This is a genomic window from Photobacterium frigidiphilum (assembly GCF_003025615.1).
Taxonomy (GTDB): Bacteria; Pseudomonadota; Gammaproteobacteria; order Enterobacterales; family Vibrionaceae; genus Photobacterium; species Photobacterium frigidiphilum.
On sequence record NZ_PYMJ01000002.1, the window covers coordinates 300,593 to 326,583 of the forward strand.

Consider the following 25,991-nt stretch of genomic DNA (forward strand, 5'->3'; position numbering starts at 1 on the left):
AGATGTTGTATTACTTGTGTTTTAGTTTGAATTCGTGTTGGTAAACTGTAGTTGAATAGTGTTTATTGCTGGAGAATCACCCAAAGCATTACTAATAAACTAGCCCCTTGCGTTTTTTGTGATCGCCCCCGTTGTAAATAAGCGTAAGAAGGCGTTATCTATCTGCTATAAATTCGATCAGTATCAAAACAGAGCATAAGGTAGAAAAGATGGATATTTTATTGTTAAGTAATGGCAAGATTGCAGGCAATCAACATGTGATGGAGTTTGCGAGTGATGCTGTTGTCGAGCAAATTAAACGAACAGGGGCTAAAAACTTAGTTCTGATCCCTTATGCTGTGATTCGTTCTAGCCATGATGATCGTGTTGCCTTGGTTCAAGAAACATTTGATGCGTTAGGTTTAGATTGCAAAGTCACGGGTTTACACCGTGCAGAAGATCCGGTGAAGGCGATTCAAGAAGCCGAAGGTATTTTGGTTAGTGGTGGTAATACTTGGGTGCTGAACAAAACATTGCATGATTTAGGTTTAGTGGGTCCAATTCGTAAAGCGGTTCTTGATCAAGGTATTCCTTATATTGGCTGGAGTGCAGGAACAAACATTGCGTGTCCTACTATTCGCACAACAAATGATATGCCGATCATTACTGGTGCGGTACTTTCGTCATTAAATTTAGTGCCATTCCAAATTAACCCTCATTACCTTGAAGCCAATGTGGAAGGCCACATGGGGGAAACCCGTGATGAGCGTATCCAAGAGTTTTTAGAAGTTAATCAGTATGAACCTGTTGTCGGTATTCCAGAAGGTACATGGTTACATTTACTAAATGGTGAATTGAGCTATCACACTGCGAACGGTAAGCCGTTAAAGCTGTTTAGTCACGGGGAAGACCCTGTTTACTATACTGCAGAACAAAGTGTTCAGTTTTTAATGGCGCATAGCTGCTAATAAAAGCGGTGATGCACCCAAAGAGATAATTCCCCTTTAGTTCAGTTGGTAGAACGGCGGACTGTTAATCCGTATGTCGCTGGTTCGAGTCCAGCAAGGGGAGCCAAATAACAGGCCTCATCTTCGGATGGGGCTTTTTGTGTTTAGAGCTAAATTTGGGCAGTAGGCATGTAATAGGCATGTAAAAAAACGAGGCGATGGCGCCTCATTTTCATTTTTCAAAGCAGTTTTTCTGATTTTGTTGGTCTTTGTTGTGTTAAATGTTTGCTCATATTTACAACTATTTGACAATTGAGTTGCTGTTCAAACAATTGTCAGCCAACTTATTTCATCTTTCTGAGCTGATTTATCTTTTAGATGTGTCAAAAACGGACGTTATCTAGTGACCATTTTTGTATAGTTCAACGAATGATGGTTGGTATAAAGAGATGATTTTTTCAAAAATACGAGTCATTGTGACTTCCTCAATCAATTTAGGGTTTAATAGGGAAACTGTTTTTAACCCACCTAAAAGATGACTTTTCTTCTCTGGATGGTTCAACCTGTTTCTGCCGCTGATTATAGATATTTTCCCTAAAGTGAAAAGCAAGAAATTTTCTTTTTTTAGATTAGAATATCTAATCCAAAACCTGTTCTATTTTATGCGTTAACTCTATAATATTGATGTTGTTCCCTAGGTGGTATAGGCATATAACAGATTTGGAATAAAGATGATTTCCCCTTCTTTTTTCTAACTGTGCATATCCAAGTGATGAAGATTTTAAAATAAGATGTCTTATCCTGTTAATTAGGCGAATATGTTATGAAAAATCTTATCTTTTAATGCTTTATAAAATCCGTAAAAAAAGTGATTCAAAGTTTGATCTATATCAAGCTGGCTGGTGTTGATTGAAAAATGAACAGCTTTTATTGATACTTATCAAAGAAAAATGTGTGATAAATCCTTTGCCGCGGGCAGTGATTGTCAGTAATATTAGCAATGACTTTATTAGCTGTAGCTCAACAATAAACTAACTAATTTGATACATAGCCGCAACATAAGAAGGAAGTCATTGATATCACTTGATATGGCAGCCAGGACGGCAATCAAATTGCGGGTTTGTAAGCTACATTTTGCTAAGCCCAACAATCGGTACACTGTGTAAGTACTGTCGTCACTCAGCCTGACGAAAAAAGGAGTTCAACATGTTCACTGATGTCGTCGAACTATCGAGATTACAGTTCGCATTAACTGCGATGTATCACTTTTTGTTCGTACCACTGACTCTAGGTATGGCGTTCCTACTAGCCATCATGGAATCAGTTTATGTAATGACTGGAAAGCAAATCTATAAGGACATGACAAAGTTCTGGGGTAAGCTTTTTGGTATTAACTTCGCTCTAGGTGTGGCCACTGGCCTTACTATGGAATTCCAGTTTGGTACAAACTGGGCATACTATTCTCACTACGTTGGTGACATTTTCGGGGCGCCTCTTGCCATCGAAGCGTTGATGGCGTTTTTCCTAGAATCCACTCTGGTTGGTTTATTCTTTTTCGGCTGGGATCGTTTATCAAAACGTCAACACCTTACAGTGACATGGCTGGTTGCTATCGCATCTAACTTCTCTGCGCTTTGGATTCTTATTGCAAACGGTTGGATGCAGAACCCAGTAGGGGCTGAATTTAACTTTGAAACCATGCGTATGGAAATGGTGAGCTTTGCTGAAGTTATCTTTAACCCAGTAGCACAGGTGAAATTCGTTCACACAGTTGCTTCTGGTTATGTAGCTGGCTCGATGTTTGTTCTTGCGATCAGTTCATACTACATGCTGAAAGGTCGTGACATTCCGTTTGCACGTCGTTCTTTTGCCATTGCGGCATCATTTGGTATGGCTGCGATTGTTTCTGTAATCATTCTTGGTGATGAATCAGGCTACGAGCTGGGCGATGTTCAGAAAACGAAGCTTGCTGCGATTGAAGCAGAATGGCACACAGAAGAAGCCCCTGCAGCATTCACTGTGTTTGGTTTGCCAAATCAAGAAACAATGGAAACCGATTTCGCCATTAAGATCCCATATGTAATGGGTATTATCGCGACACGTTCTACTGATACCCAAGTAACTGGCTTACGTGATCTGAAAGATGAGCACGAAGTCCGTATTCGTAACGGTATGGTTGCGTACGGTTTACTTGAAAAATTACGTAGTGGCGATCGCTCGCCAGAAAACGTAGCTGCATTTGATGCAGTGAAGCAAGATCTTGGTTATGGCTTCCTACTTAAGCCATATACTGACAACGTTGTTGATGCAACGCCTGAGCATATTGCACAAGCCGTTGACGATTCAATCCCTACCGTTTGGCCGCTGTTCTTTAGCTTCCGTATCATGGTTGCAGCTGGCTTCTTAATGCTGGGCATCATTGGTGCTGCATTTATCCAAACGTGTCGTCATAAGATCACAGAGAAGAAGTGGTTACTTAAAGCTGCGCTTTACGGTTTACCACTGCCTTGGATTGCAATTGAAGCTGGTTGGTTCGTTGCAGAGTATGGTCGTCAACCATGGGCTGTAGGTGAGATCTTACCTGTATCTATGGCGGTATCTGATCTTGAGCCATCAGCAATTATCACAACATTGGTGTCAATGATTGCACTTTACACTGTGTTCTTGATTGCTGAAGTGTACTTGATGGTTAAGTTCGCACGTAAAGGTCCAAGTAGCCTGAAAACAGGTCGTTATCACTTTGAACAAAATGATGCACCACAGAATGTGGTATCGCGTCAGGTTGAAGCGTAATTCAGGGAGAGTAAGCAATGTTTGAATATGAAGTATTGCGATTCATCTGGTGGTTGTTAATTGGTGTGCTTTGCATCGGTTTCGCTGTTACAGATGGTTTCGATATGGGTGTAGGTATCTTGTCTAACGTTATTGGTAAGACAGATACAGAACGCCGAATAATGATTAACTCAATTGCACCGCATTGGGATGGTAACCAAGTTTGGCTTATCACTGCGGGTGGTGCTTTATTTGCGGCTTGGCCTCTTGTTTACGCAACAGCGTTTTCTGGTTTCTACTTCGCAATGGTACTAACATTGGCGGCTTTATGGCTACGTCCGTTAGGCTTTGATTACCGTTCTAAGATCGAATCTCCAAAATGGCGTAATACTTGGGACCGTGCAATCTTCGTTGGTAGCTTTGTGCCACCAGTTATTTTTGGTGTAGCTTTCGGTAACTTGCTGCAAGGTGTTCCATTTGTCTTGAGTGAATTTATGGTTCCATCATACAAAGGTACATTCTTAGGCTTGCTAAACCCGTTTGCACTACTGTGCGGTATTGTTAGCTTGATGATGATTGTGACTCAAGGCGCAACCTACCTACAGATGAAAACAACAGATGCCTTGCATGAGCGCTCTCGTAATGTTGCATCTATTACTGCTGTTATTACAGCGGTATGTTTTGCAGCTGCAGGTGTCTGGGCTCAGAGTATTGACGGTTACGTTATTACTTCTGAAATCATCAAAAATGGTCCATCAAATCCATTAACGAAAGAAGTGATTCGTGAAACTGGTGCATTGTTCGCAAACTTTGATGCTTACCCATTACTATGGATTGCACCGATTCTTGCGGTTGTTATGCCACTGCTAACCGTTGTCGCATCTCGCGCTAATCGTGCAGGTTTTGCATTTTTGACATCAAGCTTAACGATGGCTGGTGTAATCCTGACATTTGGTTTCGCATTGTTCCCGTTCATTATGCCTTCAAGCTTAGTGCCATCGAATAGTTTGACCGTGTGGGACTCAACATCAAGTGAACTTACGCTAAATATTATGACTGGTGTAGCCTTTGTTATGGTGCCAATTATTCTTGCGTACACTTCATGGTGTTACTACAAAATGTTTGGCCGTCTTGATAGCAAGTTTATCGAAGACAACAAAACTTCACTGTATTAAGGAGACAGACTATGTGGTATTTCGCTTGGATTCTTGGTGTTCTGCTAGCCTGCTCATTCGGTATCATCAACGCTTTATGGCTTGAAACAACTGAAGATATGGATAACAAAGGTGAGTAGCCTCAGCTTATGGGTCACACAGGCTCATCAGTTATTTGATAATGCACTATTACGTGCATTATCCTTTCTGCTGGCGCTAGCATCTGCAGGGCTGGTCGTGTGGGAGCCTATTCATTTTGCTCAGGCTATTGGTGGTTTTGACCTAATCAAATCGCCAACATTGATATGGGCAACCTGCTCGGCAATGATTTATGGGGTGGGTTTTGTACCGCGCCATTGGTATTGGCAAGTTGTGTTTACGCCATTTATCGCCTTACCCATCTTGAGCTATATTATGTGGCTGCGTTTCAGTTACTAAACAAAGTTACATTAAGATACACAATAGACAGCCTATTACTAATTGAGTAATAGGCTGTTTTTTTTGTGTAAAAGATGCATTTCAAGTAAAGAAACGCTGTACAATAGCGCTCTTGTTAGAAATGTCATGCGTTGTTGCTGAAGATGCTTTCGGGATATTTCATAAAGCGGATGAAGTTAGGTATAGTAGGCAAATTAAGCCTTTAAAGTCGTTATTAGGCATTTAGTTTCATCACTCTTGTGGATTAAACATGGCAGAAAAAAACATATTTAAATGGCCAATCACTATTTATTATGAAGATACTGATGTAGGCGGCTTGGTTTACCATGCTAATTATCTAAAGTTTTTTGAACGTGCAAGAACGGAACTATTAAGAAGTATCGGGGTCAGCCAACAAGAGCTATTTAAAAATAAAGCGAGTTTTGTTGTTTGTCATATTGATATGGGTTATTTAAAAGGCGCGCGTTTAGATGAGCAACTTATCGTACAAACATGTGTTGAAACCGTAAAAAAAGCGTCAATCATATTTTGTCAGGATTTAGTTAACAATGCAGGTCATGCCTTGTGTAAAGCTACTGTTAAGGTAGCCTGTGTCAATCCTGAAACCATGAAACCAACTGCAATTCCTCAATTTATTATGTCGGAGATTTCTAAGTGAGTGCTGAACTGTCAATTCTGGATCTTTTTCTACAGGCTAGCCTGTTAGTTAAGATCGTAATGCTAATCTTGCTTGGTATGTCAGTTGCTTCTTGGGCAATGATCATTAAACGCTCGCAAATTTTATCGAATGCCGCTTCAAAGGCTGGGCGTTTTGAAGACCGTTTTTGGTCAGGTGTTGATCTGTCACAACTTTATAAAGAAGTTGAAGCGCGTAAAGATGATCTGATGGGGTCAGAGCAAATCTTTTATACCGGATTTAAAGAGTATGCCCGTTTACATCGCAGTAATGGTCAAGTACCAGATGCTGTAATGGAAGGTACTTCCCGAGCAATGCGCGTATCACTTTTACGTGAAGTTGATGAACTAGAAACCAACTTACCTTTTCTTGCAACAGTCGGTTCAATTAGCCCTTATATCGGTTTGTTCGGTACTGTTTGGGGTATTATGCATGCATTTATCGCACTTGGTGCAGTGAAGCAGGCAACACTCGCAATGGTTGCGCCTGGTATTGCAGAAGCGCTAGTTGCAACAGCAATGGGCCTTTTTGCAGCGATTCCGGCGGTTATGTTTTATAACAAACTGACGAACCAAGTTTCTAAACTTGAGCATACTTATGCGACTTTTATGGAAGAGTTTTCAAGTATTCTTCATCGTCAGGCATTTGCCGCTAATCAGGAGTAATAAGCAATGGCTTATCAACCTAAAAAGCGAAAATTGACGGCTGAAATCAATGTCGTACCTTATATCGATGTGATGTTGGTACTCTTGATTATTTTCATGGTTACCGCACCTTTTGTAACACAAGGTGTTGATGTTGAACTACCTTCCACTCACACCGCGAAAACCGTCGCTGACTTATATGAAGATAATTCAGGTGCGCCAATTATTGTTGAAGTGGATCAAGACGGTAATTTAGGTCTAAGTGTTGATAACGGTGACATGCTTCGTGGGTTAGCGCTTAATGATTTATTAACCCGAGTAAAAGCGGAATTGCAACTTAACCCTAAATCATTAGTGATGGTTGGTGGCGATGGGCGAGTACCATACTCTTTCATCATCGAAACACTTGATGCGTTAAGTCAAGCTGGGGTGGGTTCTGTTGGTTTAATGACCGAACCATTAGATCAATAGGCAGGTAGTAGGATGAAAAATAATAATTACACTGCTGCCGCCATCATCTCGTTATTTCTTCATGTTTTATTGTTAGTCGCATTGCTTTGGGGAACGGATTTCTCTATGAGCAAGCCCAAGCCTTCCGGTAATACGATTCAAGCTGTGGTTGTTGATCCAGCGTTAGTTAATCAACAAGCTAGGCAGATTCGTCAGCAACGTGAAGCAGCCAAAAAAGCGGAGCAAGACAGATTAAAACGTCTTGAGCAGCAAGCAGCGTCATTAGAGAAGCAACGTAAAGCAGAAGAGCAACGTTTAAGGCAGTTAAAATCCGATAAAGTCAAAGCGGAGCAAGAAACGCGCCGTGCAGAAGCAGAACGTAAGCGAGTGAATGCTGAAAAGCTAAAAGTCGCTGAAGAAAAACGTAGAGCAGATGAAGCGACAAAAGTGGCTAAGCAACAAGCAGCCAAAGCAGAAGCGGATAGAAAGCAGAAACAAGAAGCCACACAAAAAGCTGAATTAGCAAGGCAGCAAAAAGTCGAGCAACAGCGTAAAGCAGAAGAAGCGACACGCAAAGCCGAAGCCGATCGTAAAGCTGCAGAGGCAGCACGTAAAGCACAAGTGGCGGCGAAAGAAAAAGCCGAAGCTGCTGCGCGTAAAGCAGAAGTAGCACGCAAAGAAGCAGAGCGTAAAGCGGCTGAAGCAAAAGAACTTCAGCGTCAGCAAGAAGCGGCTTTAAACGACATGTTTTCAGGTCTTGAAACGGAAAGTGAGCAACGAGGTGGTGCTCGTGGGCAATTCGTTGCTGATGAGGTATCTCGTTATGGTGCAATCTATACTCAGATGATCCAGCAAAATTTGTTGGTTGATCAAAGCTTCGTTGGTAAAGAGTGCATTTTAACAATGCGCTTATCAACCAATGGCTTGTTACTTAATGCATCAGAAGCTGGTGGGGATAATCGTCTCTGCCGTGCTGCGAAAGCTGCCGTTGTTAAAGTCAGTCAGTTCCCGATGCCAGATGACCCTCAGGTTGTCGAGAAGCTTCGTAGTATTCGACTTACGGTAAGCCCACAATAATGAAGGAGATATTGATGAAACGTTGGATGATGGGCCTATGTATTGCTCTGCTGAGCTTTAGCCAAATCGCACAAGCTGAACTTGAGTTAGTGATTACAGAAGGTGTCGACTCAGCCCGCCCAATCGGTGTTATACCGTTCACGTGGGAAGGTGAAGGTAAACTACCGACTGATATATCTTCAGTTATTGCATCTGATTTACAGCGAAGTGGTAAGTTTAGCCCAGTGGCGACAAGTAAAATGCCACAAACACCCGATAGCGAAGAGCAGATCGATTATAACGCTTGGACGTCAATGGGGGTTGATGCGCTAGTAACGGGTAAAGTCACCAAGAACGCAGACGGTAATTACGTTGTTAATTATCAGTTGGTTGATGTTGTTCGTGGTCAATTAACCAGCGGTGAAAGTCGTGGTTTAGCAAATGGTGAATTGGTATTAACCGAAGATCATTTGCTCGTTAATAATCGTGCAGAAGTTAAAAAAACCGGTTTACGTCAATACGCCCACCGTATTTCTGATGTGGTTTATGAAGCGTTAACTGGCGAGCAGGGTGCTTTTTTAACCCGTATTGCGTATGTCGTGATTGATGATAAATCACAGCACCCTTATCAACTTCGCATTGCAGATTACGATGGGTTTAACGAACTTCTTGTTTTGAAGTCTCAACAGCCAGTGATGTCGCCAGCTTGGTCGCCTGATGGTAATAAGCTAGCGTATGTTAGCTTCGAGAATCAGCAAGCACAGATTTATATCATGGATATCTACAAAGGTACTCGTGAGTTGGTTACCTCATACCCTCGTCATAACGGTTCTCCTCGTTTCTCGCCAGACGGTAAAAAGCTGGCGCTTGTGTTGTCGAAAACTGGTAGCTTGCAAGTTTATATTAAAGATTTAGAGACGAAAAAATTAACACAAATCACATCAGGTCGAGCGAATAATACAGAAGCCTTTTGGGACCCAGACGGTAAGTCTCTGATTTTTACGTCAGACAGAGGTGGTCAACCGCAGATTTATCGCGTAAATTTAGCGGATAATTCGACTAAGCGTTTGACTTGGCAAGGAAGTCAGAACCTTGGGGGTCAATTGACACCCGATGGTCGTTACTTAGTGATGGTGAACCGTTCTGATACGGGTTTCAACATTGCTAAGCAAGACTTGAAAACCGGTGCCGTTCAAGTTTTAACCAAAACATTTTTGGATGAGTCACCAAGCATTGCACCTAATGGCGGCATGGTTATCTACAGTTCAGTAAATAATAAATCTAATGAACTGTCGTTAGTGTCGATTGATGGGCGATTTAAAGCTCGATTACCGACGACAAATGGGCGAGTACGTGCACCTTCTTGGGGCCCGTTCTTATAACATTTAGCGTTTTTGCGATAATAAAGGAAATATAAAATGCAACTTAACAAAATTTTAAAGGGTTTGGCAATTGCGCTGCCAATGATGACTCTTGCTGCTTGTAGCTCAACAGATAGCACTGATAGTTCAGCTGCATCAGAAACCACTGACGGTTCTACTCAAACAGTAGTAACAACGCCAGTAGATGGTGGTTCAGCTGCACTTTCTGAGCAAGAGCTGCGTAGTCAAGAGCTTCGTCAAGAGCAAACTGTTTACTTTAAGTTCGATACAGCAGAAATCCAAGCTGATTACCAAGCGATGCTAGAAGCACACGCAGAGTTCTTGAGCAACAGTTCTGATGTTAAAGTGATTGTTGAAGGCCACGCCGATGAGCGTGGTACACCTGAATACAACATCGCTCTAGGTGAGCGTCGTGCAAATGCAGTTGCTCAATACCTACAAGCTCTAGGTGTATCTGCAAGCCAAATTTCAATTGTTAGCTATGGTGAAGAAAAGCCACTAGTGCTTGGTCACACTGATGCTGACTACGCTAAGAACCGTCGTGCGGTTCTAGTTTACTAATAGACAGGTAAACGATTATGAACAGTAACATTGTGCGAAATATCGCATTAGCGTTGCTGATTGGCGCGGCGACTCAAGTAGTTGCCGCTCCTGCTCCTGTTACTGAACTCAGTAAAAGCGGACAAGGCTCCAGTCTTGAACGTTTGGAGCGGTTGCTTGAAGCTCGAAATCAGGTTCAGCTTGATATGCAGCGTCAGCTTAATCAGTTAGCCTCAGAAATGGATCAACTTCGTGGTTTGGTTGAACGTAATAGCTATGACTTAACTCAGATGTTAGAACGTCAACGTGAACTCTACCGTGAAGTGGATACTTTAAGTCAACAGCCACAAAAAGCTGCGAAAAAAGATTCAGCTGATAAGTCTGCATCGGGTGAAACCTACAGCGGTGATGTCAGCGAAAATGAAGCGTATGAAAAAGCGGTCAACTTAATCTTAAAAAAGAAAGATTATGCGGGCGCAGTCACTGCATTCAATGCCTTTTTAACGACATACCCAGAATCTACGTACAAGGCGAATGCGCATTATTGGCTTGGTCAGTTGTACTTCACTCAAAATCAGTTGGCAGAAGCGAGTAAAGAATTCAAAGCTGTTACCAGCGATGAAAAATCGAATAAACGCTCTGATGCATTATTGAAGCTTGGTGTTATTGCTGAGCGCAGTAAAGATGTTGAATTGGCGAAGAAATATTACCAAGAAGTAATATCGACTTACCCAAGTTCAACCAGCTCACGGCAAGCCGAAGGTAGCCTGAAGCAACTTGGTAACTGATACCCCTAGAAAACGAATACATAAGGTCTGCCTGATTAAGGTGGGCCTTTTTATTTTATAAAACAATTGGTTATGCGAAAGCTAAAAATTCCTTTTTAGACCGTGTATAATGTCCGGATAGTAAGGACTAGCTGATGAGCAAGTAAGTAATGAGCCTAACATACGATCCGTCTGAAACGATTTACCCGTTTCCGCAAAAACCTGTTCCATTATCTGATCAAGAGAAACTGACTCACGTCGAGAAAATCAAAGCGTTGTTGAAGGAAAAAGACGCGGTTTTGGTTGCTCACTATTATACCGACCCCGAAATTCAGGCCCTAGCTGAAGAGACTGGCGGTTTTGTTGGTGATTCTCTTGAAATGGCCCGTTTTGGTAATCAACATTCAGCCAAAACATTGATCATTTGTGGTGTTCGCTTTATGGGTGAATCTGCAAAAATCTTAACGCCTGAAAAAAATGTTCTGATGCCAACCCTAGAAGCGGAATGTTCGCTAGATTTAGGTTGTCCTGCTGATAAATTCTCTGAATTTTGCGATGCTCATCCAGATCATACTGTTGTCGTTTACGCCAATACATCTGCGGCTGTTAAAGCACGTGCTGATTGGGTTGTTACATCAAGCATTGCCCTTGAAATTGTTGAGCACTTAGACAGTGAAGGTAAAGACATTATTTGGGGACCTGATCGCCATTTAGGTGCTTACATTCAAAAAAATACTGGCGCTGAAATGCTATTGTGGCAGGGCGAGTGTGTTGTGCATGACGAGTTCTCTGCAAAAGCGCTTCGTGACATGAAAGCACTCTATCCTGATGCTGCGGTGCTTGTTCACCCAGAATCACCAGCAAGCGTTGTGGCGTTAGCTGACGCGGTAGGGTCAACTAGCCAGCTAATTAAAGCGGCAAAAGAGCTACCGAATACAAAATTAATTGTGGCAACCGACAAAGGCATTTTCTTTAAAATGCAACAAATGGTGCCAGATAAAGAATTGGTTGAAGCCCCAACGGCGGGTGCGGGTGCAACGTGTCGTAGTTGTGCGCATTGTCCGTGGATGGCAATGAACGGGCTTAAAGCAATTGAAAGTGCATTAGTTGAAGGCGGAGAAAAGCACGAAATCTTCGTTGATGAAGCATTACGTGTGAAGTCATTAATTCCGCTTAATCGCATGCTTAACTTTGCTGCTGAATTACAATTGAAGGTAAAAGGCAACGCATAATTGTGCGAGGCCTCAGTCTTTTAAGTGGCGACCATGTGGTCGCCATTTTTATGTGCTACATTTGGTGCCGATTAAATAACCATAATATAAATAGCTGTTATTTAAAATAAAGATAAGGAATGCTTTTTTATGAGCCAGACAATGTTAACCATTGCATTACCGCTCGCGTTAGCATGGATGATGTATTGTGTTGGTCTCACATTAACCCTTGCTGATTTTAAACGTGTTGCGACTTTTCCGAGTAAAATACTGGCAGGTTTAACCGCTCAATTAATCGGTTTACCCATACTGGCCTATGCATTGATTCATCTGTTGGCGTTACCAGAACCTATTGCCGTTGGCTTATGGCTATTGGCGCTAGCACCGGGTGGGGCATCGTCTAATGCTATTACGCATTTGAGCGGTGGTGATACTGCGTTATCGATCAGTATGACCGCGATAAGCAGCCTGATTATTCCACTTAGCTTGCCATTGATGCTGCCTTTAGTGCTCAGCGATACTCAGTTGGTTATACCCGTTAAGATGGCAATATTACAGCTGACGGTAGTAACGTTTGTACCTGTAATGATCGGTATGATCATGAAGCAATATATTAAGGCGCCATGGTTTTCTTCGTTTATCACCTTCGCTGGACGATCGTCATTATGGGCATTGTTTTTCACCGTAACCATTACGTTGGCTGCAAACACCAAAGTCTTTAATCAGCTATTTTCTGTTGGGTCTATTGCTGCAATCGTATTGTGCTTGAGTGGAATGATTCTTGGGGTCATTGTGGCTAAAGCATTGCGTGGCGATAAGACATTAGTCAAAACGTTAGCAATAGAGGTTGGTATTCAAAATGCAGGAACGGCTATTTTTGTGGCTGTTGTGCAACTACAAAGACCAGAGTTAGCACTCACCCCGTTATTGTATGGTGTGCTCATGAATATTCCGGCACTGCTTATTATTCATCGAAATAAACGACAAGGCGTATTGTTGAAGCCTTAGTTGAATTTGTAATTGAAAGACCGCATAAGAAAAAGGTTGCCCGTTATTTGTCATAACATAAGCAACCTTTTTGCATTTCTGCGCAACAGCCTTATGATGCTGTGCTCTTGATATAGTACGCGTTATTAGTGAAGCGTCACTAATGCTTGTCCACGCTGTGTTAAGCCACATAGCATGTTCGGTACTGCTGTAAAGATTTCTTCAAACTGTGCCAGTGCGTCAGCACCTTCTTCAGATAACGCGACCATTGCATTTTCTGGATCGTATAGAAGAGTGATTGATAGCAATACGCCACCTAATAAGGCGTTATCTTCACTATGTTCAGGCATAATGTTTTCCCAATCATCACGAGCTAGCTGCCAACCTTGTAACATGCCTTCGGCAAAATCACGGGTTTCTTCTGAAACGAGTTCTGCGTCATCAAGTGCACAGGTTTCAGGCCATTGCCATGTGCCTTCTAATAAGGACTCACGACTCTCATTCCAGATATTAATAACCGCATTGGCATAAGCTTCAAGATCTTCGTGGCTGGTAAATGGAGATGTTTCATCGCCACCCCATAGGTATGCTAACCATTCTGAAGGGTCTAACAAATGCGGTGCAGCTGCCATTGCAGTCACAAAGCCATGAGTTTGCGCTTCAGTTAAAAGGTGGTTTGTAAGCTCAGGGTCTTGCAGTAATGCACCCAGTTGTGACTGTGAAGACATAGTTAATCTCGGTTAATCGCTTGTATTGACTACTACTCATTGACCTACTCGAATATATACAGAGTGAAAGGCAGTGAATAATTAGTAATGATGCGAGGTATTGTAGCAGCCTAGTTAAATATGAGCAGTAGCCACCGCGTTATATTTTATGCGTAGTATTTTAATTCTGTCGAAAAGTGAACAATTATAAGGCGTTTCGATGATTTTTGTTGACCGATCCTTATATGGTCACTATAGTAGCGCTCCGTTGTGGTATTCGTATCCAACGGCAATTTGTGGTGAGGTGTCCGAGTGGCTGAAGGAGCACGCCTGGAAAGTGTGTATACGGCAACGTATCGAGGGTTCGAATCCCTCCCTCACCGCCATCATTTAAAGAAGCCGTCCTCGTGACGGCTTTTTGCTATCTGCAATACCATAAATAGTCTGAATAACCCAAACTTTTGTTCAATGTCGCTATACGGCATGTAGCCTTTCAAGACGACTCGATATCGATTGGGTATACCTAATTCCAGTGACATTTTATTTCCTTCTAGAACAATACCTGATCGTCTATTTACCCTGAATGATAGTGTCTTTCTCTTTACTTCATTTCTTCTAACATTCCTCTTCTTGATGTGATCATTTGTTAACCACTCTGCAGTTGTAGCGATTAAACATTGACCGACTAATTGGTCTGTCTACTATATGATTCATTGGTTGTTGTTGAAATGTTCATTCACAAATCGTGAGAGGCAAGTATGAGTCAGTTTGATTTCGATAATATTGTTGTGGGTTCCGGGTTTGGTGGCGCTGTAAGCGCATTACGGTTAACCGAAAAAGGCTATCGTGTTTTAGTGCTAGAGAAAGGAAAACGGTATGAAGCCCAAGACTTTGCGAAATCTAACTGGCGAATTAATAAATTTCTATGGATACCGTGGCTTGGGTTACGGGGTCCGTTGCAAGTTGCGTTCACGCGTAAATTGTCTGTTGTGTATAGTGCTGGCGTCGGTGGAGGATCATTGGTTTACGGTAACACCCACCTTGTTCCAGACGACAAAGTGTTCAATTCTCCCCTTTGGTCTGATATCCATGATGATTGGCAGCTGCGCCTCAAGCCATATTATGCCTTAGCGCAACGAATGATAGGGTTACAACAGAATGTATGGGAAGGCGAGGCCGATAAAACCTTAAAGCAAGTGGCTCAAGAGTTAGGTTGTGGTGATACTTATACGACCGTTTACAGTGGCTTGTTATACCCAGAAGATCATGATGTTTTTGGATCTGAACCCAACGAATCCACATTAGGCGCAGATCGTGGCGATCCTTATTTCAATGGTGAAGGCCCCAAACGCAATAGCTGTAATTATTGTGGAAATTGCATGGTGGGTTGTCGAAATAATGCTAAAAATACGCTGGATAAAAACTACCTGTATTTTGCTGAGCGAAACGGTGCTGAAATACGAGCTGAAAGTAAAGTGACACGCATTGAACCCATTGCAAATGATGCAGGTTTACAAGATGGTAGTGCGGGTTATGTTATTACTGTTGAAGAGGGAATGGGGCTGATAGGGCGGAAAAAATACACAATAACGACCCATGGTTTAACCTTATCTGCCGGTGTATTGGGTTCAATCCCGTTGCTGCTTAAAATGCGCGATGTTGATAAAACCCTGCCCAATATTTCTACCGAGCTAGGTCGTCAAGTCATGACCAATTCAGAAACACTGCTGACAGTGAATGATCGCCATGATCGGATGCCGAGTGTTGATCAAAGTCTGGGTACAGCAATCACCTCGATGATCCATCCGGATGATGAGACCAAGATTCAGGTTGTACGCTATGGTGCAACCAATGACGCTTCTTGGATAACGGTTCCCAATATCCCTTTAACCAGTAAACATGCAGGCATACCACGTGTCGTCACTATGCTTGGTAATATGGTTCGTCATCCAATAACGACGTTGCGTGTGATGAATCCAGTAGGGAAAGCGAAAAGAGGGGTATGGCTGCTGGTGATGCAAACTGCCCATAGTTACATCCACCTAGAGATGCGTAAACCGTGGTATTACTTGTTTCTTAAAAATACTTGGGTTCCTACGCAATATGCAGACGATGAAAAGTTGAGAAGCTATTTTCCGATTGCCCAAAAAGTGGCTGAAATGTATTGCAAAATAACGGGAGGAGACGCCGCTAATTTACTTCCAGAAGTTGTTGCAGGTACACCTTTAACGGCACATATGATGGGTGGTGCACGTATCGGTAATAGCGCCGAGAATGCGGTTATAGATGATAGCGGAGAAGTATTTGGTTATCAAAACCTGCGTGTACTTGATGGCAGTATTATTCCCGGAAATTTAGGTGTTAATCCCTCATTAACCATCTTAGCGCTAACCGAACATGCAATGGCTCTGCTACCCGTCTTTAATGAAGAAAGAGCGAATGCTATTACGCCCGTTGTATTCGCTCCAGCGCTTACTCGTAATCCATCAGCTTATCAAGGTGAGGGTGTGTTACATCAGCAGGCTGTGCAAGATAGCAATATGGACTGATCCCTTTCCACCTTTATTTCTAAGTAGTTAATGTCAATTATAAGCACCGTAATGGTGCTTTTTCTTTGTCTGATATTTGATACCAAGGTGATTTTGTCTCGTGATTGTTGGAAGTGTGAACAACATGTAATTAACTTTCAGTTTGATGTGATTTGTTTTTTGATCTCTCTGGTTGTAAATCATGATTTATCGATAGGAATTGAGCGATATATTCTGATTTTACACTTTAATTATGATGACGAATGTATGGCGTTAAATGTTAATTTCATATGCTTTATAGCGATAGCGTGCTTTGTTAAGTATTTGTCTGGATAAATATAAGCATATACTGGCTAATTATCCGTTATTTTTTTATTTTTCAATGTTGCTTATTCATGGTTTTATTTTTCGTTTTTTATTTGATTGTAACTACTTGTTATTAATTGATTTATTTTTATTGTCTGTCGGCTTTATTACTCGTTGGTTTTATTTTCATATTTTATGGATAAATATCCATCACGGTATGATAGTAATGACTGTTGCTTAATTATATGTGTTTACTACCTTTTAAAAGCGCTTTTATTGCAACTTATAGTAGTTAAATGAAGGTTCAATTTGATGTTTTTTGCTAGTGTGGCACGTGAGTGGTGCGTGGGTAGTAATTTGTTCCAAAAACGAGGTTAAAACTAGTGGTAAATTTACCAACATATAAAAACTTTAGTATTTTATTTTGATAAAAACCTGTTCTAATACGCGAATCAACTGGCTTGGCTATTTAAGCTAGTTTAAGTTTCTATTATTACCTAATAATCTGGTTTTATTTGCTATAGCTTGGGGGTTTAAAATGTCTGTCAAAGGTCAATTCAATATGCGTAACGCAGCGGCAGATACGTTTGCCATGGTTATTTTTAGTTTTATTACAGGCATGCTGATTGAAGTTTTCGTGTCGGGTATGACCCTCGAGCAGTCTTTAGCATCACGAACCTTGTCGATCCCCGTTAACATTGCGATTGCATGGCCATACGGTGTGTTCCGCGATTACCTATTACGCACAGGTCATCGATTATCTCCCTCTAGTTGGATGAAGGGTTTATCTGACATGGTGGCCTACGTGTTGTTTCAGTCACCGGTTTATGCTTGTATTTTATTGGCTGTAGGTGCAGATACCGATCAAATCATTACCGCAGTAACAAGTAATGCTTTTGTTTCTGGTGCGTTGGGTATTGTTTATGGTCAGTTCTTAGATGCATGCCGTCGTATGTTTAAAGTACCGGGCTACTGCCGTGAGCTATCACACCCAGAGCCTCAGCATCAAGAAGTGTAATCAATTGAACACGGGGTCTAAATAGAAAAGGCACCTCATTGGTGCCTTTGTTGTTTTTAACGATTGTTTTTAGCGATTGTGTATCTGATATTCGAGTGTTTATATTTACGCTGTTTTCAAGTTCAGGTTGATCATTTCTATTGGAAATGTCTCGCTTGGCTCGACGAGTTCATTTTGGGCTAGAATGGTTTGCAATTCCCACTCGTTTAGCTGATGAGTTTGTTTAAGAACGCCATAACAAGCATCATGGCAATGTTGGAATGCACGCCTTGTTGAGTAACCTTTTAATAAACCTGCGGTGAACAACGAAGATATCAGATCTCCAACCCCAACGGGTTGCTGAGCAAACGTTAAATGAGGACGCTGGGCAAGAAAACAACCTTCTGGTGTGGCTAACAGCATGCTGAACTTATCGTCTGAAACACAATATAGATGCTTAACAAGAACAACTTTTGGACCCTTAGCTAAAGCAATGTTGCAAGCTTCCACGGCATCAGACAGCGTGTTGATTTCCATTTGTGCAAATTGGCTGAGCTCGAATTGATTCGGCACGATAACATCTGCCATTGGCATTAAATGATTCACTAAGTATTCCGTAATGCCGGGAGCAACGATACAACCTTTATCCGGTGCCCCCATGACAGGATCACAGATGTATAAGGATGAAGGATTTTGAGCCTTAACTTTTTCTACGGTTCTGATAATAGCTTCACATTGCTCAGCACTTCCTTGGTACCCCGTGAGAATTGCTTTACAACGCGTCAGCGCATCAATGTTATCAAGCCCCTGAACCAGCTCATCAATATCTGAGGCAGAGAAAGCGCGCCCCGTCCAACCTTGTTTATATTGAGTATGATTAGAAAATTGAACCGTATGTATTGGCCATACTTCGAACCCCATTCTTTGCATCGGAAAAATAGCAGAGCTATTCCCTGCGTGTCCGTAAGTAACATGTGATTGAATGGACAGAATGCCATGCATAATGTTTTCCTTTCTATAAGTAACTCAAGGAGGGATCCAAATTGCGTATTTAGAGTTATAGACATAATCTAAAAGAGCATTTGGTGATTTGATTATTTCTTGTTTTAGGTGAACTTAAAATAATTGAGGGTATTCTAGCTTAAAATACTTAGCCCTATCATCTATAAATGACAGGGCTATTAATTAAGATAAGAAAGAATTTTCAAAACCCTAAACGTTATTGTGAGGCAATAACTTCAATTTCAACTTTTGCATCCAGAGGTAAGCGAGCGACTTCAACACAAGAGCGAGCCGGGAAAGTTGCCTGCTCAGCAACGTCTTCAGGCATTGCTTTAGTTTCTGGATTTATAGGTAGTTGACCTGACGTGATTACCATATTACCTAGATTCACACCTTGTACGTATGGACCAATAGCTTCAGGCGCATTGGGTGTATTAATTGCTATCATTGTATTTTCCTTTGTATCTAAAATTGTTTAGCCTGTAAACGCTGGAAGCATGCCTAACATCGACATGAAGTGGAATACAGCAGTTAAAATACCAAAGCTAATGACGACAACAATCATTGGCTTGCCTCCTGGCGCTTTAAAGCCTTTATCACCATTCTCTAACGTGCGTGCTTTTCTCACGAGAAGTGCTGGAATAATACATGTCCAGACGGTTGCCGCAGCGCCGGCATAACCAATGGCAATGACAAAACCAAACGGGAATAGCAATGATAGGATCAAAGGAGGTAGGAAAGTCGCTAGCCATGTTTTTGTACGGCCTTGTTTGGTGTCTTCGAGCTTGAATAAATCAGCCAAATAGTCAAACACCCCAAGCCCAACACCAATGAAAGAAGATAAAATTGCCGCCATTGAGAAGGTATGGATCGCATGCGCCACTTTGTCAGATTCAATGACTGAGCCTAATGTAGTTAGTAGTGCATCTACGTTACCACCTTGCTCAATCACAGGTCCAAATTGACTTCTAGGTAAATTCCCATAAATGCTGAACAACCATAGAACATACAGACTTAACGCTATTATTGTGCCGCCCAAAATCGCGTATTTCGCTTTTTCCTCTTCGCCGTAATAAGCACGCATTGTTGCCACAGAATGGTGATAACCAAACGACGTCAAAGCGACAGGCAGCATTGCCATTGCGTAGGGTGCGTAGCTTGTTTTTTCATTAATGGTATTAAACAAGATCGACATATCGACTTTGATCGCTAGCCCTGACACACCAAATACAAAGCTTAAGACCATAAATAAGATTAAAACAACGGAAATTCGGTCTACTGCTCGAGTTGAGTGCCAAACGAAGGGAGAAAATACCAAAACAAACAAGATTGAAGTGATTTTGCTATCGAGGCCCAAAATATCTTGAAGGATAAGGCCTGAAGATGTGATGTAGGCGTACAGCAAAATACCCCCAACAAAGTACACCATCAGGTTATTGAACATGTTGACCTTATCACCAAGCATGTCTTTGGTTACCGTGTTGAAAGATACCTTTAAGTCATAATTCTTGAATGCCTCTAGCAGCATCCAACCCGAAATGGTCATGACGACCATGGTAATTGTAATCGCGAAAACTGACCATGTTGTCCATGCACCTGCTCCCGCACTTGGGAGCCCCAGCATGCCCGCACCAACGCAGACACTGGCGATAATACATGCCCCTCCTATTAATGACGGATGTTTTTCCTTAACACTGTCACTTGATACTAATGACGGATTCTGTTCCATAATTCAGTCACTCTTGTAATTTCACGTTATTGGATTGATCACCCTAAACTATTTATTTTATTCTGTGCTTAGGAAAAAGAGCGCAACCGTAGGGTGCGCTCTTTGAGTGTGATTAAGCTTCTTCTAGAATCTTGGTTTCCGTTTTCACCGCTGTTTGCACAGGCTCAACTTCTTTAAGTCGAGCAGTAAAGTGACGAAGTACTGCTGGCTCATAAGTAAAATCAAGACCTTTCACATTTGCTGCGTTTGCCTTCACTTTTTGGAACGCTTCTATAACGAAATCCATATGCGTTTGAGTGTAGGTCGCACGTGGGATCGTCAAACGAAGTAACTCCGCAGGACAAGGATGTTGTTTACCTGTTGCTGGATCGCGACCGAGTAATAGAGAGCCAATTTCAACGGCGCGGATACCTGCCACTTTATAGAGTTCGCAAGCAAGAGCATGTGCTGGGAACTGCTCGGTAGAAATGTGTGGAAGCAGCTTACCTGCATCAACGAATGCCGCGTGGCCCCCAGCTTGCTGACATACGACACCGATAGACTCTAGACCGTCTACAAGGTATTGAACTTGACCAATACGGTATGCTAGCCACTCCTGACGCATGCCGTCATAGAGGCCAACGGCAAGACGCTCCATCGCACCACCTTCTAGACCACCGTAGGTTGGGAAGCCTTCCTGAATCACACACAAAGTACGACACTCTGTGTATGCATCCATCATGGATTCATCTTTGAAGCAAAGTAGACCGCCCATCTGTACCATGGCATCTTTCTTTGCAGACATAGCTAGGCCGTCAGCATACTTATAAGATTCACGCGTAATTTCTTCGATAGTCCAATCTTTGTAAGTATCTTCACGTTGTTGTATAAAGTAGGCGTTCTCGGCATAACGAGCGGAGTCCATAATCACTGGAATGTCATATTTCTGTGCGATCTCATACACCGCTTTTAGGTTAGCGATAGAAACAGGCTGACCACCTGCAGAGTTACAGGTAATAGTACTCACAATGTACGGTACGTTTACAGGGTCGGCTGCAAGGATTGCTTCTTCTAGCTTAACTAGATCAAAGTTACCTTTGAAATCGGCATTGACCGAGGTATCAAACGCATCTTCTGTATACACATTCTTTGCCACACAACAGTTCACTTGAGTGTGACCTTGTGTTGTATCAAAGAAGTAGTTAGACAGTGCTACCATTTTGGTACGGTCTAGTCCCTTCTCTATTTCACGTTTCTTGATAAGGACAGGAATGTAGATTTGCTCGGCACCACGACCTTGGTGAGTTGGAATTGTTAATTCATAGCCAAAGATATCTTTTACCGCGTTCGCAAGTGCGTAGTAACTGCGGCTACCGCTGTATGCTTCATCACCACGGAACATCGCGGCTTGCATTTCTTGAGTAATTGCCCCCGTTCCACTATCAGTAAGCAGGTCAATAAATACGTCTTCACTATCTAGTAGGAATGGGTTCATCCCCGCTTTTAAAATAGCTTCATCGCGATATTCACGAGTAGTGCGTTTTACTGGCTCAATAACACGGATACGGAATGGTTCAGGTAAGTGTTTAAAGTTTTCCATGATAATGCCTTTACTTTTATTTGGTGTTTTATTTCACCAGAAGTTAATGTTTGGTTTTTATGTAATTAAAGTTAATAGCATGCCTTTAATGTTATTTAATGCTTGATTTTACGGTGAGTAAAGTCGCGTCAAATAAATAACAAAATATAGGTGTATTAACTTTGCCTCAAAGAAAAGAGACGTAAATGTTTATATGTTTATTTTGAAGGGAAATAGTAAGATATTTTATAATCTTCTATATACCATGGCATTAGCGATGATAATATTGAAAGCTGCCATTTAAGATACATATTCATTTCATGTTCCCACATAAAATCAAAGTGAAAATGAATAGTCAATATTGTAGGTTTAATACGTTAAAGCATCTTTGCTTGTACATATTAAGTTTAACCTTACAATACCAAAAATTAGCTGTCAAAATATGTTTGACTGTTGAGGGCGCATAAAAATGGCCTCTAGAAATTATTTTGAAGACAAATGAAAGGACAGTTTGTGGTCTAAATTATACCAGGCTAACAATGTTAGCGCCGAAGTGGATTGCCATTTGAGGTACACGTTCATTTTATGTCCTATATGAAAAAGCAATGCTTTAAACCAATAACGAAAGTATCCTATAGCTAAATTAATAAATATATACTACTTATCAATAAGTGTGACCAGACAAGCAAAAACTCGCAAGAGGAAATTGAAAGCTTGTCATGTTGTGAACAAAGAACATGACAAGCACATTTACAATTATTGTCATTATTAATAGTGACAGTATTGTGCTTTTTCGATGCGAAAAGGTATTACCAAATAACTATTTAGCAAAAGGGTGCGCCATTTTATCTTTTATTGATACTTCCAACTGAGGTGACGCAATGGAGATATCATGTTTGATAAATTTATTTTTGATTCGGCAATGTAAGTCATGGGTTAACCCTAAACGATGCCCTGTTTCTGCCGCATAAGCACGCACTTCAAAGTTCTGGCAGTTTGCCGTTAGCCCTAAAAAGAACACTTCAGGTGCGGGGTTATCCAGTACTAACTCACATTCATCGGCGGCTTCAAATAATAACTGGGTAACTAATTCGCTATCAGATACATATTGAACACTGATTGTAAGCGTTACTCGAGTAATAGCATCTGATAGTGACCAGTTAATAAACTGCTCGGTAACAAAGGATTTGTTGGGCACGATAACTTCTTTGCGATCCCAATCAACGATGGTTGTTGCACGTGTTTTAATTTTTGCCACAACACCCGTCAACTCCCTAATGGTGACGGTATCACCAATTCGAATCGGTTTTTCGAATAAAATAATGATACCAGAAATGAAGTTAGCGAATATTTCCTGCATACCAAAGCCGATACCGACACCAAGTGCCGCAACAAGCCATTGCATCTTACTCCAATCGAAACCAATCAGCCCAGAGCCGATAATGATACCAGTGAAGATAGCAAAGTAGCGGGTAAGGGAAGTGATGGCATAACCAGTACCAGGACTAAGATCAAGGTGCTGGAGTATGAGTAGCTCCATGGCGCCGGGTAAATCTCGCGCGAGGATGCCCGTTAAGAAGATAGCGAGAATGGCCAGTAAAACACTCTTAACTGTAATCGCGCTGAGTTGTTCTATGCCATTAATGGTACTTGTTGCATCCCACAGTGAAATGTCTTCAAGCAGCGTGATTGCTTGATATAGGTCGTCCCATATCAATGACAATACGGCGACATAAATCAGTAATAACAATGAACGTAATAAACGTAAAGATTGCGCACTAATTTTATCAAGATCAACTTCTGGTTCTTCTATTTCAATGTGTAACTCACTGCTTATTGGTGCATCATCTTTGTCTTCAAGTACTTCAGCTTGTCGTTGAGCGATTATTTCTTGTCGTTTTATTTTCGCTCGCTCGAAAGCCAAACGGCGTTTTTGAATGAGCATTAAGCGTTTTACTAAGTAATAAATAAGTAGAGTAACAACCCCGATAACGGCAGACATTTCCATCTTATTCATAACGATTTGAGATGAACCTAAATAACCATTTAAAGCCGCATAATTTAAACCTTGAGGGAGTAGAATCAGTGCCCACCAAAAAATGTGGTGACCAATATGTGCTTTACCTTCAGGTACGTCACCATAAGTCATTGGTAATTTTACTTGCCACATGCGCCAGTGAAAATAACTGACGGCAATATTACTGATAATAAAGGCTAAACGCCCGAGAGTACCACTAATATCAATATCACTATAAAGGTAGGTGAAGTTTTGAATCACCATCATCGGAAGGTAGATCCATAATAGATTCCGATAATGTATAAACGTTTTGTTTACGACACTTTTATCCCAATTAAAGTGGCTGATAAATAAGCCATTATCTCTTACTATTTCACGCATGAAACAATAAACAACTAAAGCCAAAGGTAATGATAAAGCTTGGCCTAAATGATGAACGAAAGGGTACTGCCAGGCAGAGCTGAGTAATAGACCCGTAATGGCGACAATAATGGGTACAGGCCAAGCAAGGCAGAAAGAGAGAAAGACATTGATATAGCTGTAACTGAATTTGTCTTGTGTCACTTTTCCTATTTTTTGGCTCGTTTTCTCAAGGTATTTAAGCCAACGGCTACGACACCAATTTAAACTCATAATAATAAGGGCGATAATACCGATACCAATAAAGAGCTTTAGTTTTTCTATTACGGCGGGGGCTTTTAATAAATTAACCCATTGGAATGGTGAGAAAAACCATTTTAGTTTTTCCCACGTATCGGTAATAAGATTTAGGCTAAATGTCTTGGCATCTGGTGCCCAAAAAAGTCGCTTTGTAGCTTCAGTTTTTAAATCAATAAGCATGTTATTTAACCGATCAAAAGCCACGGTTAATGTTGCTTGTTGGTAGATTAAAGTATCTGAAGCAGCTATTATTTTTTTTAATAAAGCCAAATTAGCACTGATGAGTTTCTTTGCCGTTTTTTGTTGTTCTGGTGTGAGAGCCTCAATTTCAGTGAGGTTTTTTGCACGTTCAGATAAAGTATCGTGTTGTTGTTGATACTCATATTTATTGATTTGGTTCTGAGCAATATTTTTGTTTAAGGCTTCAATCGGAGGGTTAGAGGGTAAACGATCTATTCGGGTTCGAAGACTTTCACTGAATGCAGGGCTTAGCTTAAGCCATTCAGACATCATATCTAAGTCATCAGCTGTTTTAGAGACGATGGTGATTTGTTCATTCGTTGTTTTTATCTGTTGCTGTACTTGCTCTCTTTTCGTAGAGAAGCTACCAAATGAAGATGACAGTCGTTGATTTGTTATAATTAACTGACGAAGTACTGGTGGCTGATCAATTAAATTTTCTTGTAACTCATTACTGTTTTCAATATTTGTATCAGCGCTGGTTCGAAGTACGCGGTTCAGCATGTTTTGCAAGTTATTGCGGTAGGCCTGACGAGCTTCAATTTCTAAATTGGCATAGGTGATTTTAAATTTAGTTAACGTACGGCGATTACCTGAACTAAGTTGTTCGGCTTCCAGCATAAAGACTTGGCTAATATAAAATTGTTGTTCGATCTTGAATAACAGGGTTTCGTTCAGAGCTGCGGTATCGCCACTGTCATGCTGAGTCTTTGCTAGCTTAGTTTCCACTTTTTTTATTTTTACTCGAAGTGCTTCTGATTGATAAGAAAACTCATCAATTCCATGTTCAATTTCAAGTAGAAGATTTTTGTCATTTTTTCGTGTTACTTCTAATTGAACTAAAGCGTTGTCTTGCTCTGCAATTTCAAGAGTTAACTCTTCTTTGCCCCACTCAAAAAAATCAGGAAATTCAGTTGAAGAGTAAGCGGCAATTTTTTGCTTTAGTTTATCCGCTTCTTGCGGGAATGTTTCGGTAACCAGCTGGTACTGACGCGTTCTAATATTAAATTCTTTGGTTTTATCAATCCGGTTTTGTGCTTGTAAATAGCTATCAAGTTCTTTGATTGTTTCGGGGGTGTTTGGTAATTGGTTAAGTTCTTCAATTTTGCTGGTTAACGCAGCCTGCGAATCTTCAATCTCGTCTGCTATCGTCGAAAAAGCAGTAAGAAGAGACAGAAAGAGAAAAAAGAGAAAGTGGTGCGCTTTTAACATAGATATGCCTATATAAAATCCATAATCATGAA

The 25,991-nt window shown here is 41.3% G+C and carries 24 protein-coding genes and 2 tRNA genes; 18 read left to right on the plus strand and 8 right to left on the minus strand.

The window, feature by feature from the left end; genetic code table 11:
* Positions 1 to 209 precede the first annotated feature (209 nt).
* From pepE to C9J12_RS03600, 15 genes are all read left to right on the plus strand, one after another.
* A complete protein-coding gene (gene pepE, locus C9J12_RS03530; protein ID WP_107241435.1) occupies positions 210 to 947 on the plus strand; it encodes a dipeptidase PepE in 738 nt (245 codons plus the stop codon).
* Positions 948 to 977: 30 nt separating this feature from the next.
* A tRNA-Asn gene (locus C9J12_RS03535) sits at positions 978 to 1,053 on the plus strand.
* 1,079 nt (positions 1,054 to 2,132) lie between these two features.
* The gene (cydA, locus tag C9J12_RS03540) at positions 2,133 to 3,719 is read left to right on the plus strand and encodes a cytochrome ubiquinol oxidase subunit I (protein ID WP_107241436.1); all 1,587 of its coding nucleotides are present in this window, start codon (positions 2,133 to 2,135) and stop codon (positions 3,717 to 3,719) included.
* Between the two features lie 17 nt (positions 3,720 to 3,736).
* Positions 3,737 to 4,873 (plus strand): cytochrome d ubiquinol oxidase subunit II, encoded by a 1,137-nt coding sequence (cydB, locus tag C9J12_RS03545; protein ID WP_107241437.1) that lies wholly within the window; start codon positions 3,737 to 3,739, stop codon positions 4,871 to 4,873.
* Between the two features lie 11 nt (positions 4,874 to 4,884).
* Positions 4,885 to 4,992 carry a cytochrome bd-I oxidase subunit CydX gene (gene cydX / locus C9J12_RS03550; RefSeq protein WP_006233074.1) on the plus strand — a complete coding sequence of 36 codons (108 nt, stop codon included), beginning with the start codon at positions 4,885 to 4,887 and terminating at the stop codon, positions 4,990 to 4,992.
* Positions 4,985 to 5,290 (plus strand): cyd operon protein YbgE, encoded by a 306-nt coding sequence (gene ybgE, locus C9J12_RS03555; RefSeq protein ID WP_107241438.1) that lies wholly within the window; start codon positions 4,985 to 4,987, stop codon positions 5,288 to 5,290. The genes cydX and ybgE overlap by 8 nt, the downstream gene beginning before the upstream one ends.
* A gap of 250 nt (positions 5,291 to 5,540) precedes the next feature.
* Entirely contained in the window at positions 5,541 to 5,948 is a 408-nt protein-coding gene (ybgC, locus tag C9J12_RS03560) for a tol-pal system-associated acyl-CoA thioesterase (RefSeq protein WP_107241439.1), read from the plus strand.
* Entirely contained in the window at positions 5,945 to 6,631 is a 687-nt protein-coding gene (tolQ, locus tag C9J12_RS03565) for a protein TolQ (protein ID WP_107241440.1), read from the plus strand. The genes ybgC and tolQ overlap by 4 nt, the downstream gene beginning before the upstream one ends.
* 6 nt (positions 6,632 to 6,637) lie before the next feature.
* The gene (tolR, locus tag C9J12_RS03570; RefSeq protein WP_107241441.1) at positions 6,638 to 7,081 is read left to right on the plus strand and encodes a protein TolR; all 444 of its coding nucleotides are present in this window, start codon (positions 6,638 to 6,640) and stop codon (positions 7,079 to 7,081) included.
* A gap of 12 nt (positions 7,082 to 7,093) precedes the next feature.
* The gene (tolA, locus tag C9J12_RS03575; protein ID WP_107241442.1) at positions 7,094 to 8,137 is read left to right on the plus strand and encodes a cell envelope integrity protein TolA; all 1,044 of its coding nucleotides are present in this window, start codon (positions 7,094 to 7,096) and stop codon (positions 8,135 to 8,137) included.
* An 11-nt stretch (positions 8,138 to 8,148) separates the two neighbouring features.
* Positions 8,149 to 9,498: a Tol-Pal system beta propeller repeat protein TolB gene (tolB, locus tag C9J12_RS03580; protein ID WP_107241443.1), complete on the plus strand. Its 1,350-nt coding sequence runs from the start codon at positions 8,149 to 8,151 to the stop codon at positions 9,496 to 9,498.
* A 36-nt stretch (positions 9,499 to 9,534) separates the two neighbouring features.
* Entirely contained in the window at positions 9,535 to 10,059 is a 525-nt protein-coding gene (gene pal, locus C9J12_RS03585) for a peptidoglycan-associated lipoprotein Pal (RefSeq protein ID WP_107241444.1), read from the plus strand.
* Positions 10,060 to 10,076: 17 nt separating this feature from the next.
* Complete coding sequence (gene ybgF, locus C9J12_RS03590) at positions 10,077 to 10,826, plus strand: tol-pal system protein YbgF (RefSeq protein WP_107241445.1); 750 nt, start codon at positions 10,077 to 10,079, stop codon at positions 10,824 to 10,826.
* Between the two features lie 149 nt (positions 10,827 to 10,975).
* Positions 10,976 to 12,037 (plus strand): quinolinate synthase NadA, encoded by a 1,062-nt coding sequence (nadA, locus tag C9J12_RS03595; protein WP_107241446.1) that lies wholly within the window; start codon positions 10,976 to 10,978, stop codon positions 12,035 to 12,037.
* A 129-nt stretch (positions 12,038 to 12,166) separates the two neighbouring features.
* Positions 12,167 to 13,024, plus strand: a complete 858-nt coding sequence (locus C9J12_RS03600) for a bile acid:sodium symporter family protein (RefSeq protein ID WP_107241447.1) — start codon at positions 12,167 to 12,169, stop codon at positions 13,022 to 13,024.
* Between the two features lie 125 nt (positions 13,025 to 13,149).
* On the opposite strand, the gene C9J12_RS03605 is transcribed toward C9J12_RS03600, so the two are convergent.
* The gene (locus C9J12_RS03605; RefSeq protein ID WP_107241448.1) at positions 13,150 to 13,731 is read right to left on the minus strand and encodes a UPF0149 family protein; all 582 of its coding nucleotides are present in this window, start codon (positions 13,729 to 13,731) and stop codon (positions 13,150 to 13,152) included.
* Between the two features lie 277 nt (positions 13,732 to 14,008).
* On the opposite strand from C9J12_RS03605, the gene C9J12_RS03610 reads away from it, so the two are divergent.
* A tRNA-Ser gene (locus tag C9J12_RS03610) sits at positions 14,009 to 14,096 on the plus strand.
* Here C9J12_RS03610 and C9J12_RS30595 read toward each other — a convergent pair.
* Positions 14,097 to 14,249: a hypothetical protein gene (locus tag C9J12_RS30595; RefSeq protein WP_170111705.1), complete on the minus strand. Its 153-nt coding sequence runs from the start codon at positions 14,247 to 14,249 to the stop codon at positions 14,097 to 14,099.
* A 219-nt stretch (positions 14,250 to 14,468) separates the two neighbouring features.
* On the opposite strand from C9J12_RS30595, the gene C9J12_RS03615 reads away from it, so the two are divergent.
* Positions 14,469 to 16,259, plus strand: a complete 1,791-nt coding sequence (locus C9J12_RS03615; protein WP_107241449.1) for a GMC oxidoreductase — start codon at positions 14,469 to 14,471, stop codon at positions 16,257 to 16,259.
* A gap of 823 nt (positions 16,260 to 17,082) precedes the next feature.
* Positions 17,083 to 17,562, plus strand: a complete 480-nt coding sequence (locus tag C9J12_RS03620) for an L-alanine exporter AlaE (RefSeq protein ID WP_107241450.1) — start codon at positions 17,083 to 17,085, stop codon at positions 17,560 to 17,562.
* A 105-nt stretch (positions 17,563 to 17,667) separates the two neighbouring features.
* Here C9J12_RS03620 and pdxY read toward each other — a convergent pair whose 3' ends face one another.
* The 6 genes from pdxY to mscM form a co-directional block, all read right to left on the minus strand.
* Complete coding sequence (pdxY, locus tag C9J12_RS03625) at positions 17,668 to 18,543, minus strand: pyridoxal kinase PdxY (protein ID WP_107241451.1); 876 nt, start codon at positions 18,541 to 18,543, stop codon at positions 17,668 to 17,670.
* Between the two features lie 217 nt (positions 18,544 to 18,760).
* On the minus strand, positions 18,761 to 18,991 hold the full coding sequence (locus C9J12_RS03630) for a Rid family hydrolase (protein WP_107241452.1): 231 nt from the start codon (positions 18,989 to 18,991) through the stop codon (positions 18,761 to 18,763).
* Between the two features lie 27 nt (positions 18,992 to 19,018).
* The gene (locus C9J12_RS03635) at positions 19,019 to 20,272 is read right to left on the minus strand and encodes an aromatic amino acid transporter (RefSeq protein WP_107241453.1); all 1,254 of its coding nucleotides are present in this window, start codon (positions 20,270 to 20,272) and stop codon (positions 19,019 to 19,021) included.
* A 112-nt stretch (positions 20,273 to 20,384) separates the two neighbouring features.
* On the minus strand, positions 20,385 to 21,851 hold the full coding sequence (tnaA, locus tag C9J12_RS03640; protein WP_107241454.1) for a tryptophanase: 1,467 nt from the start codon (positions 21,849 to 21,851) through the stop codon (positions 20,385 to 20,387).
* Between the two features lie 197 nt (positions 21,852 to 22,048).
* Positions 22,049 to 22,162 (minus strand): tryptophanase leader peptide, encoded by a 114-nt coding sequence (gene tnaC, locus C9J12_RS31575; protein ID WP_107241455.1) that lies wholly within the window; start codon positions 22,160 to 22,162, stop codon positions 22,049 to 22,051.
* 488 nt (positions 22,163 to 22,650) lie between these two features.
* Complete coding sequence (gene mscM, locus C9J12_RS03650) at positions 22,651 to 25,959, minus strand: miniconductance mechanosensitive channel MscM (RefSeq protein WP_107241456.1); 3,309 nt, start codon at positions 25,957 to 25,959, stop codon at positions 22,651 to 22,653.
* Between the last annotated feature and the right edge of the window lie 32 nt (positions 25,960 to 25,991).

What these genes read in the sequence shown, in the direction of transcription:
- ybgC (WP_107241439.1), top strand. Translation starts at nt 5,541, where the DNA reads ATGGCAGAAAAAAACATATTTAAATGGCCAATCACTATTTATTATGAA.
- cydB (WP_107241437.1), top strand. Translation starts at nt 3,737, where the DNA reads ATGTTTGAATATGAAGTATTGCGATTCATCTGGTGGTTGTTAATTGGT.
- C9J12_RS30595 (WP_170111705.1), bottom strand. Translation starts at nt 14,249, where the DNA reads ATGTCACTGGAATTAGGTATACCCAATCGATATCGAGTCGTCTTGAAA.
- cydX (WP_006233074.1), top strand. Translation starts at nt 4,885, where the DNA reads ATGTGGTATTTCGCTTGGATTCTTGGTGTTCTGCTAGCCTGCTCATTC.
- pdxY (WP_107241451.1), bottom strand. Translation starts at nt 18,543, where the DNA reads ATGCATGGCATTCTGTCCATTCAATCACATGTTACTTACGGACACGCA.
- nadA (WP_107241446.1), top strand. Translation starts at nt 10,976, where the DNA reads ATGAGCCTAACATACGATCCGTCTGAAACGATTTACCCGTTTCCGCAA.
- tnaA (WP_107241454.1), bottom strand. Translation starts at nt 21,851, where the DNA reads ATGGAAAACTTTAAACACTTACCTGAACCATTCCGTATCCGTGTTATT.
- mscM (WP_107241456.1), bottom strand. Translation starts at nt 25,959, where the DNA reads ATGTTAAAAGCGCACCACTTTCTCTTTTTTCTCTTTCTGTCTCTTCTT.
- C9J12_RS03630 (WP_107241452.1), bottom strand. Translation starts at nt 18,991, where the DNA reads ATGATAGCAATTAATACACCCAATGCGCCTGAAGCTATTGGTCCATAC.
- C9J12_RS03600 (WP_107241447.1), top strand. Translation starts at nt 12,167, where the DNA reads ATGAGCCAGACAATGTTAACCATTGCATTACCGCTCGCGTTAGCATGG.
- pepE (WP_107241435.1), top strand. Translation starts at nt 210, where the DNA reads ATGGATATTTTATTGTTAAGTAATGGCAAGATTGCAGGCAATCAACAT.
- ybgF (WP_107241445.1), top strand. Translation starts at nt 10,077, where the DNA reads ATGAACAGTAACATTGTGCGAAATATCGCATTAGCGTTGCTGATTGGC.
- pal (WP_107241444.1), top strand. Translation starts at nt 9,535, where the DNA reads ATGCAACTTAACAAAATTTTAAAGGGTTTGGCAATTGCGCTGCCAATG.
- tolA (WP_107241442.1), top strand. Translation starts at nt 7,094, where the DNA reads ATGAAAAATAATAATTACACTGCTGCCGCCATCATCTCGTTATTTCTT.
- C9J12_RS03620 (WP_107241450.1), top strand. Translation starts at nt 17,083, where the DNA reads ATGTCTGTCAAAGGTCAATTCAATATGCGTAACGCAGCGGCAGATACG.
- tnaC (WP_107241455.1), bottom strand. Translation starts at nt 22,162, where the DNA reads ATGTGGGAACATGAAATGAATATGTATCTTAAATGGCAGCTTTCAATA.
- C9J12_RS03605 (WP_107241448.1), bottom strand. Translation starts at nt 13,731, where the DNA reads ATGTCTTCACAGTCACAACTGGGTGCATTACTGCAAGACCCTGAGCTT.
- cydA (WP_107241436.1), top strand. Translation starts at nt 2,133, where the DNA reads ATGTTCACTGATGTCGTCGAACTATCGAGATTACAGTTCGCATTAACT.
- tolR (WP_107241441.1), top strand. Translation starts at nt 6,638, where the DNA reads ATGGCTTATCAACCTAAAAAGCGAAAATTGACGGCTGAAATCAATGTC.
- C9J12_RS03635 (WP_107241453.1), bottom strand. Translation starts at nt 20,272, where the DNA reads ATGGAACAGAATCCGTCATTAGTATCAAGTGACAGTGTTAAGGAAAAA.
- C9J12_RS03615 (WP_107241449.1), top strand. Translation starts at nt 14,469, where the DNA reads ATGAGTCAGTTTGATTTCGATAATATTGTTGTGGGTTCCGGGTTTGGT.